We start from the raw sequence: 26,288 nt of genomic DNA, 5'->3' as shown, positions 1-26,288 counted from the left end.
GCTTACACCCCTGCCGGAACTTGCTTGTGCCAGTCGGTCGCGCGCTGGAACGCGTCGGCGACCTGCAGCATCCGGGCTTCGTTGAAATAGTTGCCGATGATCTGCAGACCGACCGGGCGCTTCGCGTTCGCGCCGGCGCCGAAGCCGCACGGCACGCTCATGCCGGGAAGACCCGCGAGGCTCACCGACAGCGTGTAGATATCCGCGAGATACATCTGCACCGGATCGTCGCCCTTCGCGCCGAGATCCCATGCGACCGTCGGCGACGCCGGGCCCATGATCACGTCGCAGGACTTGAACGCTTCCTGGAAATCGTTCGCGATGATGCGGCGGATCTTCTGCGCCTGCAGGTAGTACGCGTCGTAGTAGCCGTGCGACAGCACGTAGGTGCCGACCAGGATCCGGCGCTTCACCTCGGGGCCGAAGCCTTCGGCGCGCGACTTCTTGTACATGTCGAGCAGGTCGCCGTACTGCGCGGCGCGGTGGCCGAAGCGCACGCCGTCGAAACGCGACAGGTTCGACGAGGCTTCCGCCGGTGCGATCACGTAGTACACGGGAATCGACAGTTCCGTCTTCGGCAGCGACACCGGCACGAGCGTCGCACCGAGCGCCTCATATTGCTTGAGCGCCGCGTCGATCGACGCACGCACGTCGTCGGCCAGACCATCACCGAAATACTCGTTCGGCAGGCCGATGCGCAGCCCCGCGAGCGGCTTGGCCGCGTCGTTGCCGGCCGTCCACGGCTGGCCGAGATGACGCGTGAAATCCTCGTCGTCGCGCTCGAGGCTCGTCGAGTCGCGCTCGTCGAAGCCGGCCATCGCGTTCAGCAGCAGCGCGCAGTCGGACGCGCTCTGCGCCATCGGGCCGCCCTGGTCGAGCGACGACGCGAACGCGATCATCCCGTAGCGCGACACGCGGCCGTAGGTCGGCTTGATGCCCGTCACGCCCGCGAACGACGCGGGCTGACGGATCGAGCCGCCGGTGTCGGTGCCGGTCGCGGCCGGCGCGAGGCGCGCGGCGACGGCCGCCGAGCTGCCGCCCGAGCTGCCGCCCGGCACGGCGTTCGTGTCCCACGGGTTCTTCACCGCGCCGAACGCCGAGTTCTCGTTGGACGAGCCCATCGCGAACTCGTCCATGTTGGTCTTGCCGAGCGTGACCATGCCGGCCGCCTGCAGGCGGGCGACGACGGTCGCGTCGAACGGGCTTTCGTAGTTCGCGAGCATCTTCGAGCCGGCGGTCGAGCGCCAGCCGCGCGTGACGAACACGTCCTTGTGCGCGATCGGCAGGCCGGTCAGCGCGCCGCCCGCGCCGCGCGCGAGCTCGGCGTCGGCGGCCTTCGCCTGCGCAAGGGTGAGGTCGGCATCGACATGGACGAACGCGTTCAGGTCGCGTGCCGCGTCGATCCGTTTCAGGTAGAGCTGCGCGAGCTCGACGGCCGAGCATTCCTTGGCGGCGAGCGCGGCGCGCAGTTCGGTCAGGCTTTTTGCGTGCATTGAGTGGTTTTCCTGGGAATTCTGGGTGGCGCGCGGCGCAGGCCGGCCGGCGCGCTTCTCATCGAATGCTTACTCGATCACCTTCGGCACGAGATAGAGGCCGTCCTGGACGGCCGGCGCCGGACGCTGGTTGTCGTCGCGATTGACGACTTCCGTCACGGCGTCGTCGCGCAGGCGCTGCGCGACTTCCTGGATCTGTTCGATCGGGTGGGCGAGCGGCGCGATGCCGGCGGTGTCGACCGCCTGCATCTGCTCGACGAGGCCGAAGAATTCATTGAGCTGGCCGAGCGTATGCTCGGCGTCGGCGTCGGCCATTTCGAGTCGCGCGAGGTGCGCGATGCGTTTCACATCGGTCAGGGTCAGGGCCATGCGATCACCGGAAAAACAAGGCTGCGCAGCGCATTAAAAACCGCGCTGCGGCGGGGGGTTGGAGGGTACGATCCCACCCTCAAAAATCAGGGCCGAAGCGGCAAAAATACCGTCCGTTTCGATTCAAATACCGCGAAATTATAAGGTATCATTACGCGTTCGACCCAAACCCGGCAGCCTTTTCCCGCACCGTTTCGCCCCGCTTCGGCAAGCCGTGCGTGCTTCGTGCGATTCCCGGTAGACATCACTCGCAGCTTCGTGCGCCGCGGCGGCCGCTTCCGCCACGCTTCCCGAGGCTGTTATTTTTTCCGCTGCCCGCCCTCAGCGTTCGCTATGCAGGGCCGGCCCAGAGCGAAACAGGATTCTGAATGTTCGGTTTTTTGCGCAGCTACTTCTCCAACGATCTGGCGATCGACCTCGGCACCGCAAACACCCTGATCTACATGCGCGGCAAGGGCATCGTGCTCGATGAGCCGTCGGTCGTGTCGATCCGCCAGGAAGGCGGCCCCAACGGCAAGAAGACGATCCAGGCAGTCGGCAAGGAAGCCAAGCAGATGCTCGGCAAGGTGCCGGGCAACATCGAGGCGATCCGCCCGATGAAGGACGGCGTGATCGCCGACTTCACCGTCACCGAGCAGATGATCAAGCAGTTCATCAAGACGGCGCACGAGTCGCGCATGTTCTCGCCGTCGCCGCGCATCATCATCTGCGTGCCGTGCGGCTCGACCCAGGTCGAGCGCCGCGCGATCAAGGAAGCCGCGCACGGCGCCGGCGCATCGCAGGTCTACCTGATCGAGGAGCCGATGGCGGCCGCGATCGGCGCGGGCCTGCCGGTGTCGGAAGCCACCGGCTCGATGGTCGTCGACATCGGCGGCGGCACCACGGAAGTCGGCGTGATCTCGCTCGGCGGCATCGTCTACAAAGGCTCGGTGCGCGTCGGCGGCGACAAGTTCGACGAAGCGATCGTCAACTACATCCGCCGCAACTACGGGATGCTGATCGGCGAGCAAACGGCCGAAGCGATCAAGAAGGAAATCGGCTCCGCGTTCCCGGGCTCCGAAGTCAAGGAAATGGAAGTGAAGGGCCGCAACCTGTCGGAAGGCATTCCGCGCAGCTTCACGATCTCCAGCAACGAAATCCTCGAAGCGCTGACCGATCCGCTGAACCAGATCGTGTCGTCGGTGAAGATCGCCCTCGAGCAGACGCCGCCGGAACTCGGCGCCGACATCGCCGAGCGCGGGATGATGCTGACGGGCGGCGGCGCACTGCTGCGCGACCTCGACCGCCTGCTCGCGGAAGAAACCGGCCTGCCGGTGCTCGTCGCCGAAGATCCGCTCACCTGCGTCGTACGCGGTTCGGGCATGGCGCTCGAGCGCATGGACAAGCTGGGCAGCATCTTCTCGTACGAGTGATCGACGAGTGATCGCCTAAGCAGTCCCGTTTGATATGGCGCACCCGCGGCGTGGCCGGATCGCTCGTTCAGAACGAACCGCCACGCCGTTCGCGCGTCTGAGCATTATTTAACCGATCGCCACGCGCCCGGCGCCGACCATGGAATACAGTCCGCCGCCCCTCTTCAAGCAAGGTCCGCCCGCGCTCGCGCGGCTCATCTTCTTCGTCGCCCTCGCCATCGCGCTTCTCGTATCGGACGCGCGCTTCAGCACGCTCGAAATCGTCCGCGGCGTGCTCGGCACCGTGCTGTACCCGCTGCAGCGCGCGGCGCTCGTGCCGCGCGACCTGTTCATGGGCGCGGCCGACATCGCCGTCACCGGTGCGTCGCTGCGCCACGAGAACGACGCGCTGCGCAAGCGCAACCTGCAGCTGTCCACGCAGGCCAACCAGGCCGCGGTGCTCGCGCAGGAGAACACGCATCTGCGCGCGGTGCTCGAACTGCGCCAGCACATCGCGACGCATTCGACGCCGGTCGAGATCCAGTACGACACCAGCGACCCGTTCACGCAGAAGATCGTGATCGGCCAGGGTTCGCAGCAGGGCATCCAGAACGGCGCGCCGGTCGTCAGCGAGGACGGCGTGATCGGCCAGGTCACGCGCGTGTTCCCGCTGCAGGCCGAAGTCACGCTGATCACCGACCGCGATCTCGCGATTCCCGTGCAGGTGCTGCGCACCGGCCTGCGCAGCGTGATCTACGGCACGCCGAAGGGCGATTCGCTCGACCTGCGCTTCGTGCCGACGAGCTCGGACCTCGTCGCGGGCGACGAACTCGTCACGAGTGGCCTCGATGGCGTCTATCCGCCGGGCCTGCCGGTCGCGAAGGTCGCGAAGGTCGACAAGCTCGCCGATACCGCGTTCGCGCGCGTGACCTGCGCGCCGGTCGCCGCCGTGCGCGGCGCGCGGCAGATGCTCGTGCTGCATTACCAGAACGATGTCCCGCCGCGCCCGGCCGAGCCCGAGCCGGCCGACAAGAACGCGAAGGGCAAGAAGGGCGCCAAGGCCGCCGCGAAGGGCGACAAGTCCGACAAGGCCGAGAAGGCCGACGCGAACGCGAAGCCGGCCGCCGCGGCCGCACCCGGCGCGAAACCGGCGGCGGCTGCACCTGCCGCCCCCGCCGCCCCCGCCGCTCCGGCCAAGCCCGCCGCCGCGCCCGCGAAGCCCGCGGCCGGGCAACCAGGAGCCCAGCGATGAACCGCCCGCAATACATCCTGCAGCCGGTCAACCCGTACTTCATCGTCTTCAGCCTCGCCGCCGCGTTCCTGCTGAACCTGATGCCGTGGGGCCGCCTGCCCGGCGTGCCCGACTTCGTCGCGCTCGTGCTGCTGTTCTGGAACATCCACCAGCCGCGCAAGGTCGGAATGGGCGTCGCGTTCGCGCTCGGCATCCTGATGGACGTGCATGACGCGGGGCTGCTCGGCGAGCATGCGCTCGCCTATACGCTGCTGTCGTACGGCGCGATCACGATCCACCGCCGCGTGCTGTGGATGCCGATCGGCGTGCAGGTGCTGTACGTCACGCCGCTGCTCGTCGTCGCGCAGCTGGTGCCGTTCGTGATCCGCCTCGTGATGGGCGCCGCGTTTCCCGGCTGGCGCTATCTGGTGGACGGCTTCGTCGAGGCCGCGCTGTGGCCGATCGCGAGCCACCTGCTGCTGATGCCGCAACGCCGCCCGGTCGACCCGGACGATACGCGCCCCATCTGAGTCGGACCGACCTTGAATACCCGCCGCTCCCACGCCCGCGCGCCGCGCTCCGGGGCGGCTCCTCGCCCGCGCGCGCTCGCCGCGCACGGGCCAGATCGATCGTAACCGCATGACCGAATTCAACGACACCCAACAGCAGCTCTCGAAGTTCCGCCTGCGCGTCGCGGCGGCGGGCGTGTTCGTGTTCGTCTGCTTCGGGCTGCTCGCGAGCCGCTTCTTCTACCTGCAGCTGATGCAGCACGGCAAATACGCGCTGCAGGCCGAGGAAAACCGCATCTCGGTCGCGCCGATCGTGCCGAACCGCGGGATCATCACCGACCGCAACGGCGTGGTCCTCGCGAAGAACTATTCGGCCTACACGCTCGAGATCACGCCGTCGAAGCTCGACGACACGCTCGACAACACGATCGACAAACTGTCCGAGATCATCCCGATCGACGCGCGCGACCGCCGCCGCTTCAAGAAGCTGCAGGAAGACTCGAAGAACTTCGAGAGCCTGCCGATCCGCACGCGCCTCACCGACGCGGAAGTCGCGCGCTTCACCGCGCAGCGCTTCCGCTTTCCCGGCGTCGACGTGCGCGCGCGGCTGTTCCGCCAGTACCCGCTCGGCATGACGGCCGCGCACGTGATCGGCTACATCGGCCGGATCTCGAAGCGCGACCAGGATCGCATCGACGCGATGAGCGACGACAACGACAGCGACCAGGAACACTACGATCCGCGCCGCGACGCGAACAACTACAAGGGCACCGACTACATCGGCAAGATCGGCGTCGAGCAGAGCTACGAAACCGAGCTGCACGGCCTCACGGGCTTCGAGGAAGTCGAGGTGACGGCCGGCGGCCGGCCCGTGCGCACGCTGTCGCGCACGCAGGCGACGCCCGGCAACAACCTCGTGCTGTCGCTCGACATCGCGCTGCAGCAGGTCGCCGAGCAGGCGTTCGCCGGCAAGCGCGGCGCGCTCGTCGCGATCGAACCGAAGACGGGCGACGTGCTCGCGTTCGTGTCGTCGCCGAGCTTCGACCCGAACTCGTTCGTCGACGGCATCGACCAGCAGACCTGGGACGAACTGAACAACTCGCCCGACAAGCCGCTCCTGAACCGCCCGCTGCACGGCACCTACCCGCCCGGCTCGACGTACAAGCCGTTCATGGCGCTGGCCGGCCTGACGCTCGGCAAGCGCACGCCGGGCTGGGGCTTCCAGGATCCCGGCTACTTCACGTTCGGCGGGCACACGTTCCGCAACGACGTGCGCTCGGGCCAGGGCTGGGTCGACATGAACAAGGCGATCATGGTGTCGAACGACACCTACTTCTACATGCTCGCGCGCGATCTCGGTGTGAACGCGATCGCGAACTTCATGAAGCCGTTCGGCTTCGGCCAGATCACCGGCATCGACATCCAGGGCGAGGCGCGCGGGATCCTGCCGTCGACCGACTGGAAGAAGAAGGCGTTCAAGAAGGCCGCGCAGCAGAAGTGGTTCGACGGCGAGACGATCAGCCTCGGGATCGGCCAGGGCTACAACTCGTACACGATCCTGCAGCTCGCGCATGCCACCGCGACGCTCGCGAACAACGGCGTCGTGATGAAGCCCCACCTCGTGAAGGAAGTCGAGGATCCGATCACGCGCGGGCGCCACCTGACCGTGCCGAAGGAAAGCGAAACGATCCCGCTCAAGCAGGCCGACATCGACGTCGTGAAGCGCGGGATGGAGAACGTGATCGAGAATCCGTCCGGCACCGCGTACAAGGTGTTCCGCGGCGCGTCGTACCTCGCGGCCGGCAAGACCGGTACCGCGCAGGTGTTCTCGCTGCAGGGCTCGAACTACAAGGGCCACCTGCTCGCCGAGCACCTGCGCGACCACGCGCTGTTCATCGCGTACGCGCCGGTCGACCATCCGCAGATCGCGCTCGCGCTGGTCGTCGAGAACGGCGGCTGGGGCGCGCAGGCCGCGGGCCCGATCGCGCGCCGCGTGCTCGACTTCTACCTCGTCGAGCGCCAGAAACCGGAGAACGAGGCGGCTGCCGTCGCCGCCGCCGCGTCGGCGACCGAGCCGATCAGCGCACCGGTGATCGGCGATGCCTCGAAGGCCGTGTCCGTTGCGGCCGGCTTCAAGGCGCTGCCGCAGCCTGTCGTGCCGGCCGCGGCCAGCGCGGCGGATGCGGCATCGGCCGCGTCGGCGCCCGATGCGTCGGGTGCGGCCGCGGCAAGCGCGGCGCAGCCCGCCGACGCGAGTGCCGCGGCGCCGAGGGCCGCGAGCCTGCCGCCGATCCGGCGCCCGCACCGGCCGCGCCGGCCCGCCAGCGACGCGCAACCGCTCGCCGCCGCGCCGCGCGACGACAACTTCCGTGTCACGGCCGCCGCGAAAGCGGTGAACGCCGGCACCGCTCATTAACGGAGAAAGGCATGCAATTCGACAAGCGCGCCTGGCTCGACAAGATCAAGCAGATGTTCGCGGGCTTCGACCGCCCGCTCGCCCTCATCGTGTTCCTGCTGCTGTGCGTCGGCATCGTCACGCTGTACAGCGCGTCGATCGACATGCCGGGCCGCGTCGAGGATCAGCTGCGCAACATCCTGCTGACGTTCGTGCTGATGTGGGTGATCGCCAACATCCCGCCGACGACACTGATGCGCTTCGCGGTCCCGCTCTATACGTTCGGGGTCACGCTGCTGGTCGCCGTCGCGCTGTTCGGGATGACCAAGAAGGGCGCGAAGCGCTGGCTGAACGTCGGCGTCGTGATCCAGCCGTCGGAAATCCTCAAGATCGCGACACCGCTGATGCTCGCGTGGTACTACCAGCGCCGCGAAGGCGGGCTGCGCTGGTACGACTTCATCGCCGCGTTCGCGATCCTGCTGGTGCCGGTCGGCCTGATCGCGAAGCAGCCCGACCTCGGCACGGGCCTGCTCGTGTTCGCGGCCGGCTTCTTCGTGATCTACCTCGCGGGCCTGTCGTTCAAGCTGATCGTGCCGGTGCTCGTCGCGGGCGTGATCGCGGTCGGCTCGATCGCCGTGTTCGAAGAGCGCATCTGCCAGCCCGAAGTGCAGTGGCCGCTGATGCACGACTACCAGAAGCACCGCGTGTGCACGCTGCTCGACCCGACCTCCGACCCGCTCGGCAAGGGCTTCCACACGATCCAGGCCGTGATCGCGATCGGCTCGGGCGGCGCGCTCGGCAAGGGCTACCTGAAGGGCACCCAGGCCCACCTCGAATTCATTCCGGAGAAGCACACCGACTTCATCTTCGCGGTGTTCTCGGAAGAATGGGGGCTCGCCGGCGGCCTCGTGCTGCTGACGCTGTACATGGCGCTGATCGCACGCGGGCTCTATATCGCCGCGCAGGGCGCGACGCTGTTCGGCCGGCTGCTCGCGGGCTCGCTCACACTCGCGTTCTTCGTCTACGCGTTCGTCAACATCGGGATGGTGAGCGGCGTGCTGCCCGTCGTCGGCGTGCCGTTGCCGTTCATGAGTTACGGCGGCACCGCACTCGCGACGCTCGGTGTCGCGATCGGCATGATCATGAGCGTCGGGCGACAGCGGCGGCTGATGAAGAGCTGACGGCGCGGCACGACACTGCACGCAGTCGCAAGTAATGAAAAACGGCGCCTCGGCGCCGTTTTTTCGTTCTGCGCGTATCGCATGGCGCCCGCGCTGCCTGCTCACTGCGGTGGCGTCGCGCGCGGGCTCCCATGATCCGTACCCGCGCCCGAAGCAGGCTCCTGCGCTCTCAGCCGCGCGCTCAGTTCCTTGAATTTCAGCCCGGCCGTCTCGTCGCCCTGCGCGGCCGCGGCCGCGTAATACGCGCGCGCGATGTTCAGGTTCTGCGTGACGCCGTCGCCACCGCGCTCGTAGAACGACGCGGTCACGTACTGCGCGGTCGGCTCGCCCGCGTCGGCCGCCTGCTTGTACCACTCGAACGCCCGCCGGTTGTCGCGCGGCGTGCCGCGCCCGTCGAGGAACTGGTTCGCGAGCGACAGCTCGGCCTGCACGTGCCCCTGCTTCGCCGCGCGCAGGAACCAGCGGTGCGCTTCGGCCGGGTTGCGCGCAACGAACTCGCCGTCGTCGAACATGCGCCCGTACACGTACTGCGCATGCGACATGTTCGCGTCGGCCGCCCGCTTCAGCCAGCGCAGCCCTTCGTCGACGTTCGCGCTCACGCCGACACCCGTGAGCAGCATCATCGCGTAGTTGAACTGCGCGAGCCGGTCGCCGCGTTCGGCCGCGTCGTGGAACTGCACCAGCGCCGCGCGATAGTCGCCCGCGTTGTAGTCGGCCACTGCGGATTGCGTCTCGCGCGCCGGGTCCGGCTTCGCGTGCGGCACATTCTGCGCAACCGCCGCGACGCATACGGCCCACAGCCCGAGCAGCGCGCCGATCCGCCCGCGTACGCCGGCCGTAAGCCGCACACCTTCGTGCCCCGCGCCGTCGCCATCGTTCATGACCGCACCTCCTGCAATGCCTGCCGCGTCGCACGCAGCAGCCAGCTCACGTCGGCCGACAGCGTGATCATCCGGAAGCCGGCCTCACGATACTGGCGCGCGGTTGCGGTATCGCTCGCAAAGATGCCGACCGCGACGCCGGCCTGCTTGCCGGCCGCGAGCACGCGCGCGATCGCGGTTTCGACGTCCGGATGGCGGCTGTCGCCGAGGTGCCCGAGGCTCGCCGCCAGATCGGCCGGGCCGACGAACAGGCAGTCGACGCCCGGCGTCGCGGCGATCCGCTCGACTTCGTCGATGCCGCGCGCCGATTCGATCTGCACGATCACCGCGACCTGCGCGTTCGCCGTCTGCAGGTAATCGCGGCGCATGCCGAACGCCGCCGCACGCACCATGCCGGCCACGCCACGCAGCCCGTCGGGGGAATCCGGCGACGGGAAGCGCGTGAGCCGCACCGCGTGCGCGGCCTCGTCGGGCGTCTCGATGCACGGGAACATCAGCGTGCGCGCGCCGGCGTCGAGCGCGCGCTTCACGAGCCACGGCTCGCGCCCCGGTACACGCACGACGGGCTCGCTCGGCAGGTGCGCGGCGGCCAGCGCGCGCAGTTGCGACGCGACGTCGCGGCTGTCGTTCGGCGCATGCTCCATGTCGATGCAGAGCCAGTCGTAGCCGGCGTGGGCGAGCGCTTCCGCGGCCGAATCGCAGCCGAGCGACAGCCACAGGCCGTACAGCGGCTCGTCGCCGTCGTGCAGGCGTTGTTTGAGGGAATTGGTGAGCGTGCTCATCGATACGGGCTCCTGGACGGAACGGCAATCGAACGGGACAAGCAACGGGCGAAGCGGGCGCGATACGCCGGGCCGCGATGCCCGGCGGCGCCGGACCGGGCCCTGGAACGTCAGTCGGTCGTGAGCAGCCGATCTGACAGCGCGGGCCGCGCGATGTCGCACGGATGCGTTTTCCGGTGCCACGCAACGATCATAGCGCGGCGTCACGCGGAATGTGGGACCAGGCGGGGAACGGCGCCGGGCGAGGCCGCGCGGCGCGGCGGCAGGCAGCCCGCGCTGGCTGGCGGGGCTGCCGGGAAGGCAGGATCAGCGGCCGGGCTGGCGCTCGACGTCGGCCCAGCAGTTCGGCGTTTCGTACAGGCGCACGCGCTCCAGGCGCAGGTTCACGCCGTAGTGCGCGTCGTACACGTTCGCGAGGATGTCGAACGCGATCGCCGCGAGGTTCTCGACGGTCGGGATCCGGTCGAGCACGACGGTCTTGTGGTCGGCCATCTGCTCGAGGAACGAGCGCACGACTTCGTCGCGCGCGTAGACCAGGAACGCGTGATCCCACTTGTTGACGAGGTGCTCGACCGCGAGCGCCTTCACGTCGGCGAAGTCCATCACCATGCCGCGGTCGGGCGCCCCCTCGGTATCGACGAGATCGCCGCGCAGCGTGACTTCGAGCACGTAGCGATGGCCGTGCAGGTTGCGGCACTGGCTGCGGTGATCGGGAATGCGGTGGCCCGCGTCGAATTCGAGTTTTCGGGTAATCAGCACGATGTCAAAAGCCGTGGCTCAGGGAATGTTCAGATATTTGTGGGTCTGCATCGACAGCCGCCACTGCGGATGCCGCTTGCACCAGTCGATCGCGAGCTTCGTATTGAGGTCGCGCGACGGGCCGTCCATCGGCTGCACGAGAAAATACTCGAAATCGAGCTTCGCGTAATCGGCCAGCCGCTGGTTGTCCTGCGGGATCACGACCTTCAGTTCGTTGCCCTTCGTGACGACGAGCGGCGCGTCGGCCTTCGGGCTCACGCAGATCCAGTCGATCGTCTCGAGCACCGGCAGCGAGCCGTTGGTCTCGATCGCGATCTCGAAGCCCGCCGCGTGCAGCGCGTCGACGAGCGGCTGGTCGAGCTGCAGCATCGGCTCGCCGCCCGTGCAGACGACGAAGCGGTGCGCCTCACCGTCCGGCCACAGGCCCGCGATCGTCGCGACGAGCGCGTCGGCGTCCTTGAACTTGCCGCCGTTCTCGCCGTCGGTGCCGACGAAGTCGGTATCGCAGAAGCGGCACACGGCGTCCGCCCGATCCTCTTCGCGACCCGACCACAGATTGCAGCCGGCGAACCGGCAGAACACGGCCGGACGGCCCGCGTTCGCGCCCTCGCCCTGCAACGTGTAGAAAATTTCCTTGACCGCGTAAGTCATCGTGCTTCGTCCGGCTCGCGCCGCTCGTTGTCGATCAGAATCCGTTATCCATCCGGCGCTGCCGGCGCACCCGCGTCACAGCGGTGCTTCGGTCACGCGCTCGCCCTTCAGGTAGGCCTCGTAGCCGCGCTTGCGCAGCTTGCAGGCCGGGCATTCGCCGCAGCCGAAGCCCCAGTCGTGCAGTTCCGCGCGCTCGCCCACGTAGCACGTGTGCGTCTCGACGCGGATCAGCTCGACGAGCGCCTCGCCGCCGAGCTGTTCGGCGAGTTGCCAGGTCTGTGCCTTGTCCAGCCACATCAGCGGCGTCTCGAGCACCATGCGCGTGTCCATGCCGAGGTTCAGCGCGACCTGCAGCGCCTTCATCGTATCGTCGCGGCAGTCCGGGTAGCCCGAGAAATCGGTCTCGCACATCCCGCCGACCAGCACGCGCAAGCCGCGGCGATAGGCGATCGCGGCCGCGATCGTCATGAACAGCAGGTTGCGGCCCGGCACGAACGTGTTCGGCAAGCCGTTCGCCGCGGTCTCGATCTCGATCGTGCGGGTCATCGCGGTATCGCTGATCGCGCCGAGCACCGACAGGTCGACCATGTGATCGTCGCCGAGACGATCGGCCCACGCGGGAAACTGACGCTTCAGCGCGTCGCGCACGCCTTCGCGACATTCGAGTTCGACGCGGTGGCGCTGGCCGTAATCGAAGCCGAGCGTCTCGACCGTCTGGTAGCGTTCGAGGGCCCAGGCCACGCACGTGGCCGAGTCCTGCCCGCCGGAAAACAACACGAGCGCGCCGTCTTTAGCGTCTGTCCGAATCACCGTGATACTCCGTGAATGTGTAGGCTCGCGTCGCGCTGCGCCCCGGGGCCGGCTGCCGCCGGGCGGCCCGACGCGTGCCGGCCTGCGCCGGCTCGACCAGTATAGGCAGCGCGGTCGGCCGCGAACGCGGCGGAGCGCTTATACCGCCCATCGCGCGGCATCGTTGCCGCACATCACGGCAGCGCCTGCGGGCAGCCTTGCCGTGCGCATGAAGCGATGCGCTAAGTCATTGAGCGGGCACGGATTTTATCACGCCCCGACGAATGCTGCCGGGCGCGCCGCCAATGCCGCGCAAACCCACCACAAACGAAAAACCCCAAGAACCTTCCGATTCTTGGGGTTGGAACTGCTGGTGGCCTGGGACGGAATCGAACCATCGACACGCGGATTTTCAATCCGCTGCTCTACCAACTGAGCTACCGGGCCAACGAAGAAACAAAGTATATCGAGCTTTATTGTGTCGCACAAGGGGTTTCGTGAAATTTCTTATACGGCCCCTTCCGACGGCTTCTTGCCGAGCTCGACGCCGAGCTGCTTGAGCTTGCGATACAGGTGCGTGCGCTCGAGGCCCGTCTTCTCCGCGACGCGCGTCATGCTGCCGTTCTCGCGCGCGAGGTGATATTCGAAGTACGCGCGTTCGAACGCGTCGCGCGCTTCGCGCAACGGGATGTCGAACGGAATCGCGGCCGTCTGGCCCGCGAGGCCGAGCGCCGCGGCCATGTCGTCGCCGAGCGTCGGCAGCGCGGCCGCGGACGCGACCGCCGCCGGGCCCGATGCCTGGCCGCCGCCCGCCTTCGCCGCCGCATTGGCAGACACCGGTGCCGCGCCGCGCGCGAGACCGTGCTCGACCGACTTCAGCAGCTTCTGCAGCGCGATCGGCTTCTCGAGGAAATCGAGTGCGCCGATCTTCGTCGCCTCGACGGCGGTATCGATCGTCGCGTGCCCGGACATCATGATCACGGGCATCGTCAACAGGCCCTGCGCCGCCCATTCCTTGAGCAGCGTGACGCCGTCGGTATCGGGCATCCAGATATCGAGCAGCACGAGATCGGGCGCCTGATTCAGACGGTATTCCCGCGCGGCCTGCGCGTTTTCCGCCGCCTCGACGACATGTCCTTCATCGCTGAGGATCTCCGAGAGCAATTCCCGGATGCCCATTTCATCATCTACCACCAGGATGGTTGCCATTTACGCTGCCTTTGTCTGCACACTTGCTTTTGTCTTGGCGGGAGCCGCCCCGCCCTGCGCGCCGGATTCGACGCCTGGCGTATCGCTCGCCATCTGCAGGAACAGGATCGACACCTGCGCACCCTCGACGGTCTCGCCGTGCATGCGATTGCGCAGATCGATCCGCGCGCCGTGCTCATCGACGATTTTCTTGACCGTGGCCAATCCGAGCCCCGTGCCCTTCGCCTTCGTCGTCACGTAAGGCTCGAACGCACGGGTCAGGATGCGTGCCGGAAAACCGGGCCCGTTGTCGGACACGGTAAGACGTACCGCGACGCGCGTTTTGCCCTCGGCGTCGGGGTCGCCATATTCTACTGTCTTGGTTTCGATCAACACACGCGGATGCGCGACTTCCGCGACCGAATCCTGCGCGTTCTGCAGCAGGTTGTGAATCACCTGGCGCAGTTGCGTCGCGTCGCCGCGGATCACCGGCAGCGACGGCGCGAGTTCGGCGACGATCGCGCTCTTGCCTTCGCCGACACCATACAGCCCGAGCACCTCGCTCGCCAGTTCGTTCAGCTGCAGGTTGGCGAGCACCGCCGGCGGCGTGCGCGCATATTCGCGGAAGTCGTCGACCATGCGCTTCATCGCGGCCACTTGGTTGACGATCATCGTCGCGCCGCGCTTGAGCACGTCGGCATCGGGCGGCGCGAGCTTGTCGGACAGCTTCATCTGCAGGCGCTCGGCCGACAGCTGGATCGGCGTCAGCGGGTTCTTGATCTCGTGCGCGAGCCGCCGCGCGACCTCGCCCCACGCGACCGAACGCTGCGCGGAAATCACGTCGGAGATGTCGTCGAACACGACGACGTAGCCGGACGTTTGCGGATCGTCGGCCTCGCCCTCGACGGTCGATACGAGGCGCGTGCCGCGTACGAGCAAGGTCAGCGGATCGGCTTCGCCCGGCACTTCGATCGCGAACTGCTGCTGCCAGTGGCCGCGGTCGCCGCCGCCGTCGTCGGACGCCGCTTCGCGATCGGCGAACGCCTTGCGCACCATCGCGCCGAATTCCGCGACGACGCCGATCCGGTCGAGCGCCGTGCCGATCATCGCGCCGAACGGCTGGCGGAAAATGCGCTCGGCGCCGCGGTTGGCCGTCGTCAGCCGGAACTGGCGATCGAGCACGAACACGCCGGCGGTCAGGTTCGCGAGGATGCTCTCGAGATAGGTCTTCGAATGCTCGAGCGCGACCCGGTTCTTCTCGACCGCGAGCCGCGCCTCGGACAGCTGGCGCGTCATCGCATTGAACGACTGCGTGAGGAAGCCGAGCTCGTCGCGCGACTTGATCTCGCGCTTCGGCGTGTAGTCGCCTTCCGTGATCTCCTTCGTGCCCTGCGCGAGCAGGAACAGCGGCCGCGCGAGCTGCTGGCCGAGCGCGAGCGCGAGCATCATCGCGATGAAGGTCGCGAGGAACAGCGCGAGCGTCAGCGTGCCGATGTACATCTTGCGCAAGCCCGTGCGGCCGAGCGATTTTTCCTGGTACTCGCGATACGCGCGCTGCACCGCGTCCGCATTGTGCGCGAGCGTGGGCGGCACCGGCTGCGTGAGCTGCAGGAACCGCTCCGCCGGCTGCAGCAGCGACGTCGTCGCGTCGGGAATCGGCCGCACGACACGCAGCCGCAGCGCGCCCTTCGCGCCGTGCGCGCGCGGGTCGCCGTCGACCTCGCCCTCGATCGCCGCATACGCGCCGTGTTCGCGCGCCTGGCTCAGCATCAGCGGCGTCGGCAGGTCGTCCGGAATCAGCGCGGCGAAATTGCCCGATGCCTGCGCGACGATGTGCAGGTCGGGCGCCGCGCCGGAGCCGCCGCGGCTCGGCTCGACGATCGTCGCATCCTGCACGCCGAACTGGTCGCGCAGGCGCAAGAGCGTGAGCGTCGTGCCGTTCGTGTTCGCATCGACGCTCGCGAGCTGGTCGGACATCAGCCGCGCCTTCGTCTGCAGGTCGGACAGCGACGCGTCGAGCATCCCGCGGCCGAGGTTCAGGCCGGCCGTCAGCGCGGTCTCGACGTTCACGTCGAACCACGACTCGATACTGCGCGACACGAACTGGTACGACACGATGTAGATGATCCCGCCCGGCACCACGCCGACGAGCGCGAAGAACACCGCGAGCTTCGCGAGCAGCCGCGTGCCGAACTTGCCCTTCCTCAGGCGCACGACGATCATCCCGATCAGCCCGAGCACCACGAGCAGGAACACGAGCGCGACGACAATGTTCGTCGCGTACAGCCACGAGTAGTAGCGGTCGAAGAATTCGGTGTTCGCGCTCGCGGCCGCGAGCAGCACGAGCAGCAGCAATGCGGTGATCGCGACGGTCGAGACGATCACGCGAACGAGGAGGCTCTTCCCGCTGGCCGCGCGGCGCACTTTATTTAGCACGTTCGGTCACCGTGAAGGTAAAGCGCTTCCAGTCCGACCCGAGCGTCCAGTCGCGGTTGTTCACCGCGTCGACCTGGAACGGCTTCGGCATCAGCGCCGTATCGAGCTGCATCCGCACCGAGGCCGTGTAGGTTTCGCCGGCACGCACCTGGTTGCGGTCGATCACGTGCCACGACGTGATGTGCCGGACGACCGCGAGCGCGTCCTTCAGCGACGGGAAGCCGAGTTGCAGGCCGCCCGTCGACACGCGGTACTCGCGCGTGAGCGGCTGGAACGACAGCCGGATCGTCTGCGACACCGACACCGGCTGCTCGTCGAACCAGTACCAGCGCGCGCGGCCCAGTTCGAAGTCGGTCGTGAAGTAAAGCGGGATGCCCTTGTTGACGGCATCCTCGAGGTTCGGATTCAGCTCGAAATCGAAGCGGGCATCGAGGCTCCAGCCGCTTCCGTCAGCCTGCAGCGATGCGCGCTGCACGGCGATCGACTCGGCGCGCGCCGGCCGAACGACCGTCAGGCACAGCGTCAACGCGACCAGCAGGACGGCCGCAAGCCGAAGTGGAAATAGGTGTTTGATCGTCACCGTTTCTGAAACCGCGCGTAGAAAAATCCGTCGTGATCGGTGTTCTGGTCGCGTGCGCCGGCCGCCCCGCCGTGCACGCCGCCCGGCAGCAGTTGGCCGGGCGCGTCCAATCGTACCGCATCTTCACAGGCCGCTTCAAACCAGCGCGCCTGCAATTCACCTTCCTCGGGGAAGATCGAACAGGTCACGTAGAGCAGTTCGCCGCCCGGTTTCACCAGCGGCCACAACGCGCTCAGGATGCGGCGCTGTTCCGCGACGAGCGCGGCGATGTCGGCTTCGCGGCGCAGCCAGCGGATGTCGGGATGACGGCGCACGATGCCGGACGCCGAGCACGGCACGTCGGCCAGGATGCGATCGAACGGACGGCCGTCGTACCACGCGTCCGGTGCGCCCGCGTCGCCGACGCGCACGTCCGCCGCGAGCGACAGGCGCGCGAGGTTCTCGCCGATACGCGCCGCGCGCGTCGCGTCGCTTTCGAGCGCAACGACTTCCGCGTCGGCCAGTTCGAGGATATGCCCGGTCTTGCCGCCCGGTGCCGCGCACGCGTCGAGCACGCGCATGCCGTCGCGCGCACCGAGCCATTCGGCCGCGAGCTGCGCGCCGGCGTCCTGCACCGACACGACGCCATCGGCGAAGCCCGGAATGCGATCGACCGGCAGCGCCGACGCGAGCCGCACCGCGTGACGGCCGATCGCGGTCGCGTCGATCCCGCTCGCACGCAGCGTGTCGAGATACGCGTCGACGCTCGCGCGGCGCGCGTTCACGCGCAGCGTCAGCGGCCCCTGGCGCTCGCCGGCCGCGAGGATCGCCTGCCATGCATCGGGCCATGCGCGCTTCACTGCATCGACCCACCAGGCGCGGTAATTCCAGCGCGCGACCGGATCGTCCTGCAGCGCCGCGACGAGCGCATCGCGCTCGCGCAGGAAACGCCGCAGCACCGCGTTGACCAGCCCCTTCGCGAACGCGTATTCGCGTCGCGCGCCGATTACAGTCACGGCCTGGTCGACGATCGTGAACGCCGGATATGCAGCCGTTTCCTCCGGATCGAGCAGCAGCGCGAATGCGCCGGCGAGCACCGCATGTACATGCGCGGGCGGCGCTTTGCTGACGAGCCGGCCGATCAGCCAATCGGCGCTCCCGAGACGACGCATCGTCCGATACGCAACGTCCTGCGTCGCGCCGCGCGCGAGCGCCTGCGTGCCGGCCGGCATCTGCGCGAACACCGCGGCCAGTGCCGCCGGCAGCGCGGTGCCGCGCCGCACCGCATCGACTGCCTGCGCGGCCGCGTCGAGCGCGAAGCCCAGCGAATCGGGCGCGAGATGCAGCGCGGACGGGCGCGCCGGGCGGCCGGAGGAAGACGGGGCGGAGGAACGGGTTCGTGTCATCGGAACGGAATCGGCAATCAAGCGCGGCAAGCAGGCACGGCAAACACAGGCGGCAAACGGCGGGATCGCAACGGCCCCGAGGCCGCGCGATTCCAAACCGCGCATTGTAGCGTGCGACCGCGCGAACCCTTTGGCCCCTTTACGGCGCGCAGAAATGAAAAACCCCGCAGCGCGAAGCGTGCGGGGTGGCATCGCGCCCCCGCGCGGCAATGGCCGCGCGATGCGCCGGGGATCAATCGAAGCGGCCGGTACGGGCCATCTCCATCAGGCGCGCGATGCGTTCCTCGGTCGCCGGGTGCGTGGAGAACAGGTTCTGCAGGCCGCCGCCGTGCAGCGGGTTCATGATCATCATCTGCGCGGTGGCCGGATGCGCTTCGGCCGCCTGGAACGGGATGCCGGCCGCATAGCGATGGATCTTGTCGAGCGCGGTGGCGAGCGACTGCGGATCGCCGGAGATCTGCGCGCCGCCGCGGTCGGCCTCGAACTCGCGCGCCCGCGAGATCGCCATCTGGATCAGCGCACCGGCGATCGGCGCGAGCAGCGCGACCGCAATGCCCGCGATCGGATTGGCCGGACGGCCGTTTTCGTCGCGGCCGCCGAAGAACATCGCGAAGTTGGCCAGCGCCGAAATCGCGCCCGCCATCGTCGCGGTGATCGTCGAGATCAGGATGTCGCGGTGCTTCACGTGCGCGAGCTCGTGCGCCATCACGCCGCGCATCTCGCGCTCGGACAGCACGCGCAGGATGCCCGTCGTCGCGGCGACCGCCGCGTGCTCGGGGTTGCGGCCCGTGGCGAACGCGTTCGGCGCGTCCTCGTTGATCAGATAGACGCGCGGCATCGGCAGGTTCGCGCGCGTGGCGAGCTCGCGCACCATCCGGTAGAACTGCGGCGCCGTGTTCTCGTCGACTTCCTGCGCGTTGTACATGCGCAGCACCATCTTGTCGGAGAACCAGTATGAGAAGAAATTCATGCCGAGCGCGAACAGCAGCGCGATCGTCATGCCGCGCGAGCCACCGATCATGCCGCCGATCACGATGAACAGGGCCGTGATCGCGGCCATCAGCATCGCCGTTTTGACCCAATTGAACATACCCACTCCTTATCCGTCAGGGGACCCGCCGACATCACAGTGCGCGGCGGAAAATTGTAAGCGATTTGTTAGATAAGGTCTTGCCGGAAAAATTCAATTTCAGCGTTGCGTCGCCGCGAGCCGCAGCCCGAGGCCGACGAAGGCGCTGCCCACCGTGCGATCCAGCCATTTCCTGACGCCCGGCTTGCCCGAAAAGCGCTGTGTGACGCTACCCGCGACCCACGCGACGATGCAGCTCCAGACGGTGCTCATCACGAGGAACACCGAACCGAGGGCCAGGAACGCCAGCGCCTTGTGCGGGCTGTCGGCCGACACGAACTGCGGGAAGAACGACACGAAGAACAGCACGACCTTCGGATTCAGCACGTTGGTCCAGAAACCCTGCATGAACAACTGGCGCAGCGGCTTCGCGGCCGTGGCCTGCGCCGCCTCGGCGCCTGCCGGCGCGGCGGCCTGCTTCGTGACGATCATGCGCACGCCGAGGTAGATCAGGTAAGCGGCACCGACCAGCTTGATCGCCGTGAACGCGGCCGCCGACGCCGCGAGCAGCGCGGTCAGGCCGAATGCGCACGCAAGCGTGTGCACGCAGCAGCCGGCCGAGATGCCGAGCGCCGACATCAGCCCCGCGCCACGGCCCTGCGCGACGCTGCGGCCAACGATATACGCCGTATCGGGGCCGGGCGTGACGTTCAGCAGGAAGACCGCGAGCACGAAGAAGCCGAAATGGGTGATGCCAAGCATGAGAACCTCGAAACCGGAATGCGCAGGGAAATTCTACGCGCGCCTGCCGCGCTGCGCGACTCGGCCATCCGGCCGATTGCGCGCGGGCGCGATGCCGTGTCGAATGACGCTCAGGCCGCGTCAGGCAACGCGAAGCGCTGGCCCGCGGCGAGCGGCGAGCCGGCCAGGAATTCGCGCGCGGGCAGCCGCTTGCCGCCCGGTTTCTGCAGTTGCGTGACGCGCAGCGCGCCGCTGCCGCAGGCGACGACCACGCCCTCCGGCGCAGCCTCGACGATCGTGCCGGGCGCCACGTCGACCGTCGTGCCGCGCGCCGCCACCGGTTCGGCCGCCCACAGCTTGATGGCCGCGCCGTCGAGCGTGGCGACGCCGCCCGGGAACGGGTCGAACGCGCGCACCTGGCGCGCGAGCACGTCGGCCGGCTTGCGCCAGTCGAGCGCCGCTTCGTGCTTGCCGATCTTTTCCGCATAGGTCACGCCGTCGGCCGGCTGCGGCGTGGCGGGCAGCGTGCCGTCGCGCTCGAGCCGCACCAGCGCATCGACGATCAGCCGCGCGCCGTCGGCGGCGAGCCGGTCGTGGAGCGTGGCGGTCGTGTCGTCGGACGCGATCGCGACGCGCGCTTCCTCGATCATCGCGCCGGTGTCGAGGCCGACGTCCATCTGCATCAGCGTGACGCCCGTCTCGGCGTCACCGGCCTCGATCGCGCGGTGGATCGGCGCGGCGCCGCGCCAGCGCGGCAGCAGCGACGCGTGGATGTTGATGCAGCCGGCACGCGGAATGTCGAGCACTTCCTGCGGCAGCAGCAGGCCGTATGCGGCGACCACCATCACGTCGTGCGGGGTCGCGCGCAGCAGTTCGATCGCGTCGGCCGCCTCCGCCGGGTACTTGCCCGCGCGGCGCAGCGACGGCGGCTGCGCGACCGGCATCCCGTGCTCGACGGCATAGCGCTTCACGGCGCTCGCCTGCAGTTTCATCCCGCGCCCGGCCGGGCGATCGGGCTGGGTGAGCACGAGCGGCACCGGAAAACCGGCCTCGTGGATCGCGGCGAGTGCGGCCGCGGCGAATTCCGGCGTGCCGGCAAAAATCACGCGCAACGTATGGGTCATGACAGCGTTCGGGATCGGGCTGGGCACACGCGCGTCACATCGCGCGTTCGAGTTTCTTCATCTTCGTCTTGATGCGGGTCTGCTTCAGCGGCGACAGATATTCGACGAACACGCGCCCCATCAGGTGATCCATCTCGTGCTGCACGCACACGGCCAGGAGGCCCTCGCAGTCGAGCTCGAAGGTCTCGCCGTGCTCGTTGAGCGCACGTACACGGACGTGGTCGGGACGCTCGACTTCGTCGTAGATCCCGGGCACCGACAGGCAGCCCTCCTCGTAGACCTGTTTCACGTCGCTCGACCAGACGATCTCGGGGTTGATGAACGCGCGCAGCTCGTTCTTCTCCTCGGAGACGTCGATCACGATCACGCGCTCGTGCACGTCGACCTGCGTCGCCGCGAGGCCGATGCCCGGCGCGGCGTACATGGTTTCGGCCATGTCGGCGACGAGCTTGCGGATCCGGTCGTCGACCTTGTCGACGGGCTTCGCGACCTTGTGCAGCCGCTTGTCGGGGTAATGAAGAATGTTCAGCAAAGCCATGGTATTCGGTATTCGGTGGAGCGGCGTGCCGCATCGGCCATCCGGCCGGCTGGCGCCGCCGCCGGGATGCAATGAAGATGAGGCAGACGCGCGGCATATCAACGCCGCGGGTCATGCCTCCTGCAATTGGCCGGGCGCTCGTGCGCGCGGCCCTGTCGAGTATTTCGGATGATGAAAATTTTATCATGGCGCCACGCGCTCCGCTGGCCGCCGCGTTCGAGGGGAACCTCATGTCGCCGCAAGCGCTGACGACTTCCGCGTTGCGCGCGTGGCTGCAGCTCGCGCATGCGCCGGGCATCTCCCCCGCCGTGCTGCACGCGCTGCTCGACGCATTCGGCTCGCCGGCAGCGCTGCTCGCCGCGTCCGACCAGGCCATCGGCGCGGCGAGCAGCGCTGCCGCCGCGCGGGCGGTGCGCGCCAGCGAGCGGGACGACCTCGACGCATGCACCGACGCCGCGCTGGCATGGCTCGACACACCGGGCAACGCGATCGTAACGCTCAACGATCCCGTCTATCCGCCACGGCTGCGCGACCTGCACGACCCGCCGCCGCTGCTATATGTAAAGGGCAGGCTCGACCTGCTGCACGCACGCGGGCTCGCCGTGGTCGGCAGCCGCCATGCGACGCCGCAAGGGCTCGCCGACGCCACCCGCTTCGCCCATGCGCTGTCCGACGCGGGGCTCGCGATCGTCTCCGGCCTCGCGCTCGGCATCGACGGCGCCGCGCATCGCGGCGGGCTCGACGGCCGCGCCGGCACGGTCGCGGTGATCGCGACGGGCGCCGATCTCGTCTATCCGGCGCGGCACCGCACGCTTGCGCACGACATTGCCGCGCGCGGCGCGATCCTGTCCGAATGGCCGCTCGGCACGCCTGCGCGGGCGTCGCATTTCCCTCAGCGCAACCGGCTGATCGCCGCGCTCGCGCTCGGCGTGCTCGTCGTCGAAGCCGCGCCGCGCTCCGGCTCGCTGATCACCGCACGCCTCGCGAACGAGCTGGGCCGCGACGTGTTCGCGATGCCGGGCTCGATCCACGCGCCGCTCGCGCAGGGCTGCCACGCGCTGATCCGCGACGGCGCGAAGCTCACCGCGACACCGCTCGACGTGCTCGAGGAGTACGGGCTGGACGAACCGGCAACGCACACCGCCCACGCCGCGGCGAATTCGCGTACGCGCCCCGATAACGGCGAAACAGCCGGCACGCTGGGGCGACGCGCGGGTGAGCATGTCGGGAAACCGGATTGCGCCGTTCCATCCATCGCATCGGCCGGAACCGAAGGCGTGCCGCCCGACGACCCGGCCGAGCGATCCGTGCTCGCCGCACTGGGATACGGCCCCGTTACTTACGAGTGGCTCGCCGAGCACAGCGGCCTGTCGGATGACGCGCTGCATCGCGCGTTGCTCGCGCTCGAACTGGCCGGCCGCGTCGCGAGCGTGCCCGGCGGACGCTTCGCGCGGCTTGACGTGGCGCCCACTCCGCCCGCGTCCGGCGTGCTACAGTCCCCCGCATAGGGCGGCCCGTGCCGCCGCCGCTACCCAAGGAATTCCATGCCCGCGCTGAATCTCGACACCGATGCCGATCGGATCGCCGAGCGCCTCGCCGATCCCGACACGCTGCTGGTCGCCTGCCTGTGCGCCGAGTGGTGCGGCACCTGCCGTGACTACCGGACGGCCTTCGACCAGCTCGCCGATACCCATCCCGACGCCTGCTTCGCGTGGATCGACATCGAAACCCATGCCGACCGGCTCGACGATCTCGACGTCGAGAATTTCCCGACGATCCTGATCGAGGACGCGAACACCGCGCGCTTCTTCGGCACGGTGCTGCCGCACGCGACGATCGTCGAACGAATGCTGTCCGACCTGAGCGCCGTGCCCGGCGCGCCGCACGCACCGAAATTGCGCAATATCCTGAACGTCGAGGCGTGAACCGCGCACCGGCCGGGCGGCTTTTCGCGCCGTTGCGCGTGCCGCCGCGCCGGGTGCGCTTGCCGCCGTTGCGCCCCCCCTCTATGATGAGCCGCTTTTTGCACGCCGAGCCGCCGTCGCTGCGGCGTGTGCTATAAAGCCGTCGTAAAAGGGACCCACGCCGGCGAACCCGGTCTACCAACACACATCTGTCATGTCCAAAGCTCTGATCATTGCGGAAAAGCCTTCTGTCGCGAACGACATCGCGCGCGCTTTGGGCGGCTTTACCAAGCATGACGAATACTTCGAGAGCGACGAATTCGTCCTGTCGTCCGCGGTCGGCCACCTGCTGGAAATCGCCGCCCCGGAAGAGTACGAGGTCAAGCGGGGGAAATGGAGCTTCGCTCATCTGCCCGTCATCCCCCCGCATTTCGACCTGAACCCGATCGCAAAAAGCGAGTCGCGCCTGAAAGTCCTGACCAAGCTGATGAAGCGCAAGGACGTCGACCGCCTGATCAACGCATGTGACGCGGGGCGCGAGGGCGAGCTGATTTTCCGCCTGATCGTGCAGCACGCGAAGGCGAAGCAGCCGGTCCAGCGCCTGTGGCTGCAGTCGATGACGCCGCAGGCGATCCGCGACGGTTTCGCGCACCTGCGCACCGACTCGGACATGCAGCCGCTCGCCGACGCCGCACGCTGCCGCTCGGAAGCCGACTGGCTCGTCGGGATCAACGGCACGCGCGCGATGACCGCGTTCAACAGCAAGGGCGGCGGCTTCTTCCTGACGACCGTCGGCCGCGTTCAGACGCCAACCTTGTCGATCGTCGTCGAACGTGAAGAGAAAATCCGCCGCTTCATCCCGCGCGACTACTGGGAAGTGAAGGCCGAGTTCGCATGCGCGGGCGGCTTCTACGAAGGCAAGTGGTTCGACCCGAAATTCAAGCGCGACGAATTCGATCCGGAAAAGCGCGACTCGCGCCTCTGGAGCCTGCCGGCCGCCGAAACGATCGTCGCCGCGTGCCGCGACCAGGTCGGCACCGTGTCCGAGGAATCGAAGCCGTCGACCCAGCTGTCGCCGCTGCTGTTCGACCTGACGAGCCTGCAGCGCGAAGCGAACAGCCGCTTCGGCTTCTCCGCGAAGAACACGCTCGGTCTCGCGCAGGCGCTGTATGAAAAGCACAAGGTACTGACGTACCCGCGTACCGACGCGCGCGCGCTGCCGGAAGACTACATTTCGACGGTGCAGTCCACGCTCGAGATGCTCAAGGAGAGCCACAACTACCTGCCGCACGCGAAGCAGGTGCTCGACAAGGGCTGGGTGAAGCCGAACAAGCGGATCTTCGACAACTCGAAGATCAGCGACCACTTCGCCATCATCCCGACGCTGCAGGCGCCGAAGTCGCTGTCCGAGCCGGAGCAGAAGCTGTACGACATGGTCGTGAAGCGCTTCCTCGCGGTGTTCTTCCCGGCGGCCGAGTTCCGCGTCACGACGCGGATCACCGAAGTCGCCGGCCATCACTTCAAGACCGAAGGCAAGGTGCTCGTCGAGCCGGGCTGGCTGCAGGTGTACGGCCGCGACGCCGAAGGCGCGGACGCGAACCTCGTGCCGGTGCAGAAGGACGAGAAGGTGAAGACGGACGAGATCGCCGCGGTCGCGCTCGTGACGAAACCGCCTGCACGCTACTCGGAAGCGACGCTGCTGTCCGCGATGGAAGGCGCGGGCAAGCTCGTCGAGGACGACGAGCTGCGCGAGGCGATGGCCGCGAAGGGCCTCGGCACGCCGGCGACGCGCGCGGCGATCATCGAAGGCCTGCTCGGCGAGAAGTATCTCGTGCGCGAAGGCCGCGAGCTGATCCCGACCGCGAAGGCATTCCAGCTGATGACGCTGCTGCGCGGGCTCGGCGTGAAGGAACTGACCGCGCCCGAGCTCACCGGCGAATGGGAATACAAGCTGTCGCAGATGGAGCGCGGCAACCTCGGGCGCGACGCGTTCATGCAGGAAATCGCCCGCATGACGCAGCAGATCGTCAAGCGCGCGAAGGAATACGATTCCGACACGATCCCCGGCGATTACGCGACGCTCGAGACGCCGTGCCCGAACTGCGGCGGCCAGGTGAAGGAAAACTACCGCCGCTTCGCATGCACGAAGTGCGAGTTCTCGATCTCGAAGATTCCGGGCAGCCGGCAGTTCGAGATCGCGGAAGTCGAGGAGCTGCTGCGGGAAAAAACCATCGGCCCGCTGTCCGGCTTCCGCAGCAAGATGGGCCGTCCGTTCTCGGCGATCCTGAAGCTCTCGTTCGACGACGAAACGAAGAACTACAAGCTCGAGTTCGACTTCGGTCAGGACCAGGGCGGCGAGGAAGGCGAAGCGCCCGACTTCTCCGCGCAGGAACCGGTCGGCGCATGCCCGAAATGCAAGGGCCGCGTGTTCGAGCACGGGATGAGCTATGTGTGCGAGCACTCGGTCGCGAATCCGAAGACCTGCGACTTCCGTTCGGGCAAGGTGATCCTGCAGCAGGAAATCACGCGCGAGCAGATGGCGAAACTGCTGGCCGACGGCCGCACGGATCTGCTGCCGAACTTCAAGTCGTCGCGCACGGGCCGCAACTTCAAGGCATTCCTCGTGAAGCAGCCGGACGGCAAGATCGGTTTCGAGTTCGAGAAGAAGGAGCCGAAGGCCGCTGCCGCGAAGAAAACGGCAAAATCGGCGACGAAGGATGCCGAAACCGTGACGGAAGGCGCCGACGAGAAACCGGCACCGGCGCGCAAGACCGCCGCCCGCAAGACGACGGCGCGCAAGACGGGCTCCTGACGCTCCGGGCGCCGGGGTTTCCCCGGCCCGCAGTACGCCGGTGAAGCGGCGATAAAAAAACGCGGATCGATCGCTCGATC

General features: G+C 67.9%; 23 protein-coding genes and 1 tRNA gene. 8 read left to right on the top strand and 16 right to left on the bottom strand.

From position 1 onward, the window contains the following. Positions 1-2: 2 nt before the first annotated feature. Both gatA and gatC read right to left on the bottom strand, forming a co-directional pair. A complete protein-coding gene (gene gatA / locus PL79_RS11985) occupies positions 3-1,493 on the bottom strand; it encodes an Asp-tRNA(Asn)/Glu-tRNA(Gln) amidotransferase subunit GatA (RefSeq protein WP_044847822.1) in 1,491 nt (496 codons plus the stop codon). Between the two features lie 69 nt (positions 1,494-1,562). After that, entirely contained in the window at positions 1,563-1,862 is a 300-nt protein-coding gene (gene gatC / locus PL79_RS11980) for an Asp-tRNA(Asn)/Glu-tRNA(Gln) amidotransferase subunit GatC (RefSeq protein WP_006407213.1), read from the bottom strand. Between the two features lie 368 nt (positions 1,863-2,230). Between gatC and PL79_RS11975 the strand changes: the two genes are divergently transcribed. The 5 genes from PL79_RS11975 (at position 2,231) to rodA (ending at position 8,569) form a co-directional block, all read left to right on the top strand. Then, the gene (locus PL79_RS11975; RefSeq protein WP_004189550.1) at positions 2,231-3,274 is read left to right on the top strand and encodes a rod shape-determining protein; all 1,044 of its coding nucleotides are present in this window, start codon (positions 2,231-2,233) and stop codon (positions 3,272-3,274) included. Positions 3,275-3,413: 139 nt separating this feature from the next. Further along, positions 3,414-4,505 carry a rod shape-determining protein MreC gene (gene mreC, locus PL79_RS11970; protein ID WP_135801038.1) on the top strand — a complete coding sequence of 364 codons (1,092 nt, stop codon included), beginning with the start codon at positions 3,414-3,416 and terminating at the stop codon, positions 4,503-4,505. Further along, positions 4,502-5,014: a rod shape-determining protein MreD gene (mreD, locus tag PL79_RS11965; RefSeq protein WP_009687274.1), complete on the top strand. Its 513-nt coding sequence runs from the start codon at positions 4,502-4,504 to the stop codon at positions 5,012-5,014. The genes mreC and mreD overlap by 4 nt, the downstream gene beginning before the upstream one ends. 109 nt (positions 5,015-5,123) lie before the next feature. Further along, the gene (gene mrdA / locus PL79_RS11960; protein WP_135801037.1) at positions 5,124-7,409 is read left to right on the top strand and encodes a penicillin-binding protein 2; all 2,286 of its coding nucleotides are present in this window, start codon (positions 5,124-5,126) and stop codon (positions 7,407-7,409) included. Positions 7,410-7,420: 11 nt separating this feature from the next. Further along, complete coding sequence (rodA, locus tag PL79_RS11955) at positions 7,421-8,569, top strand: rod shape-determining protein RodA (protein ID WP_044847360.1); 1,149 nt, start codon at positions 7,421-7,423, stop codon at positions 8,567-8,569. 101 nt (positions 8,570-8,670) lie between these two features. Here rodA and PL79_RS11950 read toward each other — a convergent pair whose 3' ends face one another. The 14 genes from PL79_RS11950 to def all read right to left on the bottom strand — a co-directional run bounded on the left by PL79_RS11950 (position 8,671) and on the right by def (position 21,492). Beyond that, positions 8,671-9,450, bottom strand: coding sequence for a tetratricopeptide repeat protein (locus PL79_RS11950; RefSeq protein ID WP_044847359.1), 780 nt, complete (start codon positions 9,448-9,450; stop codon positions 8,671-8,673). Continuing rightward, positions 9,447-10,232, bottom strand: a complete 786-nt coding sequence (locus tag PL79_RS11945; protein WP_044847358.1) for an HpcH/HpaI aldolase family protein — start codon at positions 10,230-10,232, stop codon at positions 9,447-9,449. The genes PL79_RS11950 and PL79_RS11945 overlap by 4 nt, the downstream gene beginning before the upstream one ends. Positions 10,233-10,538: 306 nt before the next feature. Next, complete coding sequence (gene queD, locus PL79_RS11940; protein ID WP_044847357.1) at positions 10,539-10,991, bottom strand: 6-carboxytetrahydropterin synthase QueD; 453 nt, start codon at positions 10,989-10,991, stop codon at positions 10,539-10,541. A gap of 18 nt (positions 10,992-11,009) precedes the next feature. Beyond that, complete coding sequence (queE, locus tag PL79_RS11935; RefSeq protein ID WP_044847356.1) at positions 11,010-11,642, bottom strand: 7-carboxy-7-deazaguanine synthase; 633 nt, start codon at positions 11,640-11,642, stop codon at positions 11,010-11,012. Between the two features lie 75 nt (positions 11,643-11,717). Beyond that, on the bottom strand, positions 11,718-12,452 hold the full coding sequence (queC, locus tag PL79_RS11930) for a 7-cyano-7-deazaguanine synthase QueC (RefSeq protein WP_044847355.1): 735 nt from the start codon (positions 12,450-12,452) through the stop codon (positions 11,718-11,720). 350 nt (positions 12,453-12,802) lie between these two features. Then, a tRNA-Phe gene (locus PL79_RS11925) sits at positions 12,803-12,878 on the bottom strand. 60 nt (positions 12,879-12,938) lie between these two features. Further along, complete coding sequence (gene esaR, locus PL79_RS11920; protein WP_044847354.1) at positions 12,939-13,640, bottom strand: response regulator transcription factor EsaR; 702 nt, start codon at positions 13,638-13,640, stop codon at positions 12,939-12,941. Then, entirely contained in the window at positions 13,641-16,055 is a 2,415-nt protein-coding gene (esaS, locus tag PL79_RS11915) for a sensor histidine kinase EsaS (RefSeq protein WP_044847353.1), read from the bottom strand. Next, positions 16,045-16,635, bottom strand: a complete 591-nt coding sequence (locus tag PL79_RS11910) for a DUF4390 domain-containing protein (protein WP_044847362.1) — start codon at positions 16,633-16,635, stop codon at positions 16,045-16,047. The genes esaS and PL79_RS11910 overlap by 11 nt, the downstream gene beginning before the upstream one ends. Next, positions 16,632-18,020, bottom strand: a complete 1,389-nt coding sequence (rsmB, locus tag PL79_RS11905; protein WP_044847352.1) for a 16S rRNA (cytosine(967)-C(5))-methyltransferase RsmB — start codon at positions 18,018-18,020, stop codon at positions 16,632-16,634. Before rsmB ends, PL79_RS11910 begins: the two co-directional genes overlap by 4 nt. A 232-nt stretch (positions 18,021-18,252) precedes the next feature. After that, positions 18,253-19,110: a zinc metalloprotease HtpX gene (gene htpX / locus PL79_RS11900; protein WP_006485774.1), complete on the bottom strand. Its 858-nt coding sequence runs from the start codon at positions 19,108-19,110 to the stop codon at positions 18,253-18,255. Positions 19,111-19,209: 99 nt separating this feature from the next. Beyond that, entirely contained in the window at positions 19,210-19,851 is a 642-nt protein-coding gene (locus PL79_RS11895) for a LysE family translocator (RefSeq protein WP_044847351.1), read from the bottom strand. 110 nt (positions 19,852-19,961) lie between these two features. Beyond that, on the bottom strand, positions 19,962-20,954 hold the full coding sequence (gene fmt, locus PL79_RS11890; RefSeq protein ID WP_044847350.1) for a methionyl-tRNA formyltransferase: 993 nt from the start codon (positions 20,952-20,954) through the stop codon (positions 19,962-19,964). A 34-nt stretch (positions 20,955-20,988) separates the two neighbouring features. After that, positions 20,989-21,492 (bottom strand): peptide deformylase, encoded by a 504-nt coding sequence (gene def / locus PL79_RS11885; RefSeq protein WP_044847349.1) that lies wholly within the window; start codon positions 21,490-21,492, stop codon positions 20,989-20,991. Between the two features lie 185 nt (positions 21,493-21,677). On the opposite strand from def, the gene dprA reads away from it, so the two are divergent. From dprA to PL79_RS11870, 3 genes are all read left to right on the top strand, one after another. Next, the gene (gene dprA, locus PL79_RS11880; protein WP_044847348.1) at positions 21,678-23,000 is read left to right on the top strand and encodes a DNA-processing protein DprA; all 1,323 of its coding nucleotides are present in this window, start codon (positions 21,678-21,680) and stop codon (positions 22,998-23,000) included. Positions 23,001-23,036: 36 nt separating this feature from the next. Next, on the top strand, positions 23,037-23,417 hold the full coding sequence (locus PL79_RS11875; protein WP_044847347.1) for a thioredoxin family protein: 381 nt from the start codon (positions 23,037-23,039) through the stop codon (positions 23,415-23,417). Between the two features lie 193 nt (positions 23,418-23,610). Next, a complete protein-coding gene (locus PL79_RS11870; protein WP_044847346.1) occupies positions 23,611-26,208 on the top strand; it encodes a DNA topoisomerase III in 2,598 nt (865 codons plus the stop codon). Positions 26,209-26,288: the final 80 nt, after the last annotated feature.

This window comes from Burkholderia sp. USMB20 (genome assembly GCF_000949135.2).
Taxonomy (GTDB): domain Bacteria; phylum Pseudomonadota; class Gammaproteobacteria; order Burkholderiales; family Burkholderiaceae; genus Burkholderia.
This window is presented reverse-complemented; position numbering and strand designations above follow the sequence as displayed.

Coding starts and splice junctions, on each gene's coding strand:
- PL79_RS11975 (WP_004189550.1), top strand. CDS start 2,231: ATGTTCGGTTTTTTGCGCAGCTACTTCTCCAACGATCTGGCGATCGAC.
- rsmB (WP_044847352.1), bottom strand. CDS start 18,020: ATGACACGAACCCGTTCCTCCGCCCCGTCTTCCTCCGGCCGCCCGGCG.
- def (WP_044847349.1), bottom strand. CDS start 21,492: ATGGCTTTGCTGAACATTCTTCATTACCCCGACAAGCGGCTGCACAAG.
- esaR (WP_044847354.1), bottom strand. CDS start 13,640: ATGGCAACCATCCTGGTGGTAGATGATGAAATGGGCATCCGGGAATTG.
- PL79_RS11870 (WP_044847346.1), top strand. CDS start 23,611: ATGTCCAAAGCTCTGATCATTGCGGAAAAGCCTTCTGTCGCGAACGAC.
- mreD (WP_009687274.1), top strand. CDS start 4,502: ATGAACCGCCCGCAATACATCCTGCAGCCGGTCAACCCGTACTTCATC.
- queE (WP_044847356.1), bottom strand. CDS start 11,642: ATGACTTACGCGGTCAAGGAAATTTTCTACACGTTGCAGGGCGAGGGC.
- gatA (WP_044847822.1), bottom strand. CDS start 1,493: ATGCACGCAAAAAGCCTGACCGAACTGCGCGCCGCGCTCGCCGCCAAG.
- PL79_RS11945 (WP_044847358.1), bottom strand. CDS start 10,232: ATGAGCACGCTCACCAATTCCCTCAAACAACGCCTGCACGACGGCGAC.
- gatC (WP_006407213.1), bottom strand. CDS start 1,862: ATGGCCCTGACCCTGACCGATGTGAAACGCATCGCGCACCTCGCGCGA.
- PL79_RS11895 (WP_044847351.1), bottom strand. CDS start 19,851: ATGCTTGGCATCACCCATTTCGGCTTCTTCGTGCTCGCGGTCTTCCTG.
- mreC (WP_135801038.1), top strand. CDS start 3,414: ATGGAATACAGTCCGCCGCCCCTCTTCAAGCAAGGTCCGCCCGCGCTC.
- PL79_RS11950 (WP_044847359.1), bottom strand. CDS start 9,450: ATGAACGATGGCGACGGCGCGGGGCACGAAGGTGTGCGGCTTACGGCC.
- rodA (WP_044847360.1), top strand. CDS start 7,421: ATGCAATTCGACAAGCGCGCCTGGCTCGACAAGATCAAGCAGATGTTC.
- htpX (WP_006485774.1), bottom strand. CDS start 19,110: ATGTTCAATTGGGTCAAAACGGCGATGCTGATGGCCGCGATCACGGCC.
- PL79_RS11875 (WP_044847347.1), top strand. CDS start 23,037: ATGCCCGCGCTGAATCTCGACACCGATGCCGATCGGATCGCCGAGCGC.
- mrdA (WP_135801037.1), top strand. CDS start 5,124: ATGACCGAATTCAACGACACCCAACAGCAGCTCTCGAAGTTCCGCCTG.
- fmt (WP_044847350.1), bottom strand. CDS start 20,954: ATGACCCATACGTTGCGCGTGATTTTTGCCGGCACGCCGGAATTCGCC.
- dprA (WP_044847348.1), top strand. CDS start 21,678: ATGGCGCCACGCGCTCCGCTGGCCGCCGCGTTCGAGGGGAACCTCATG.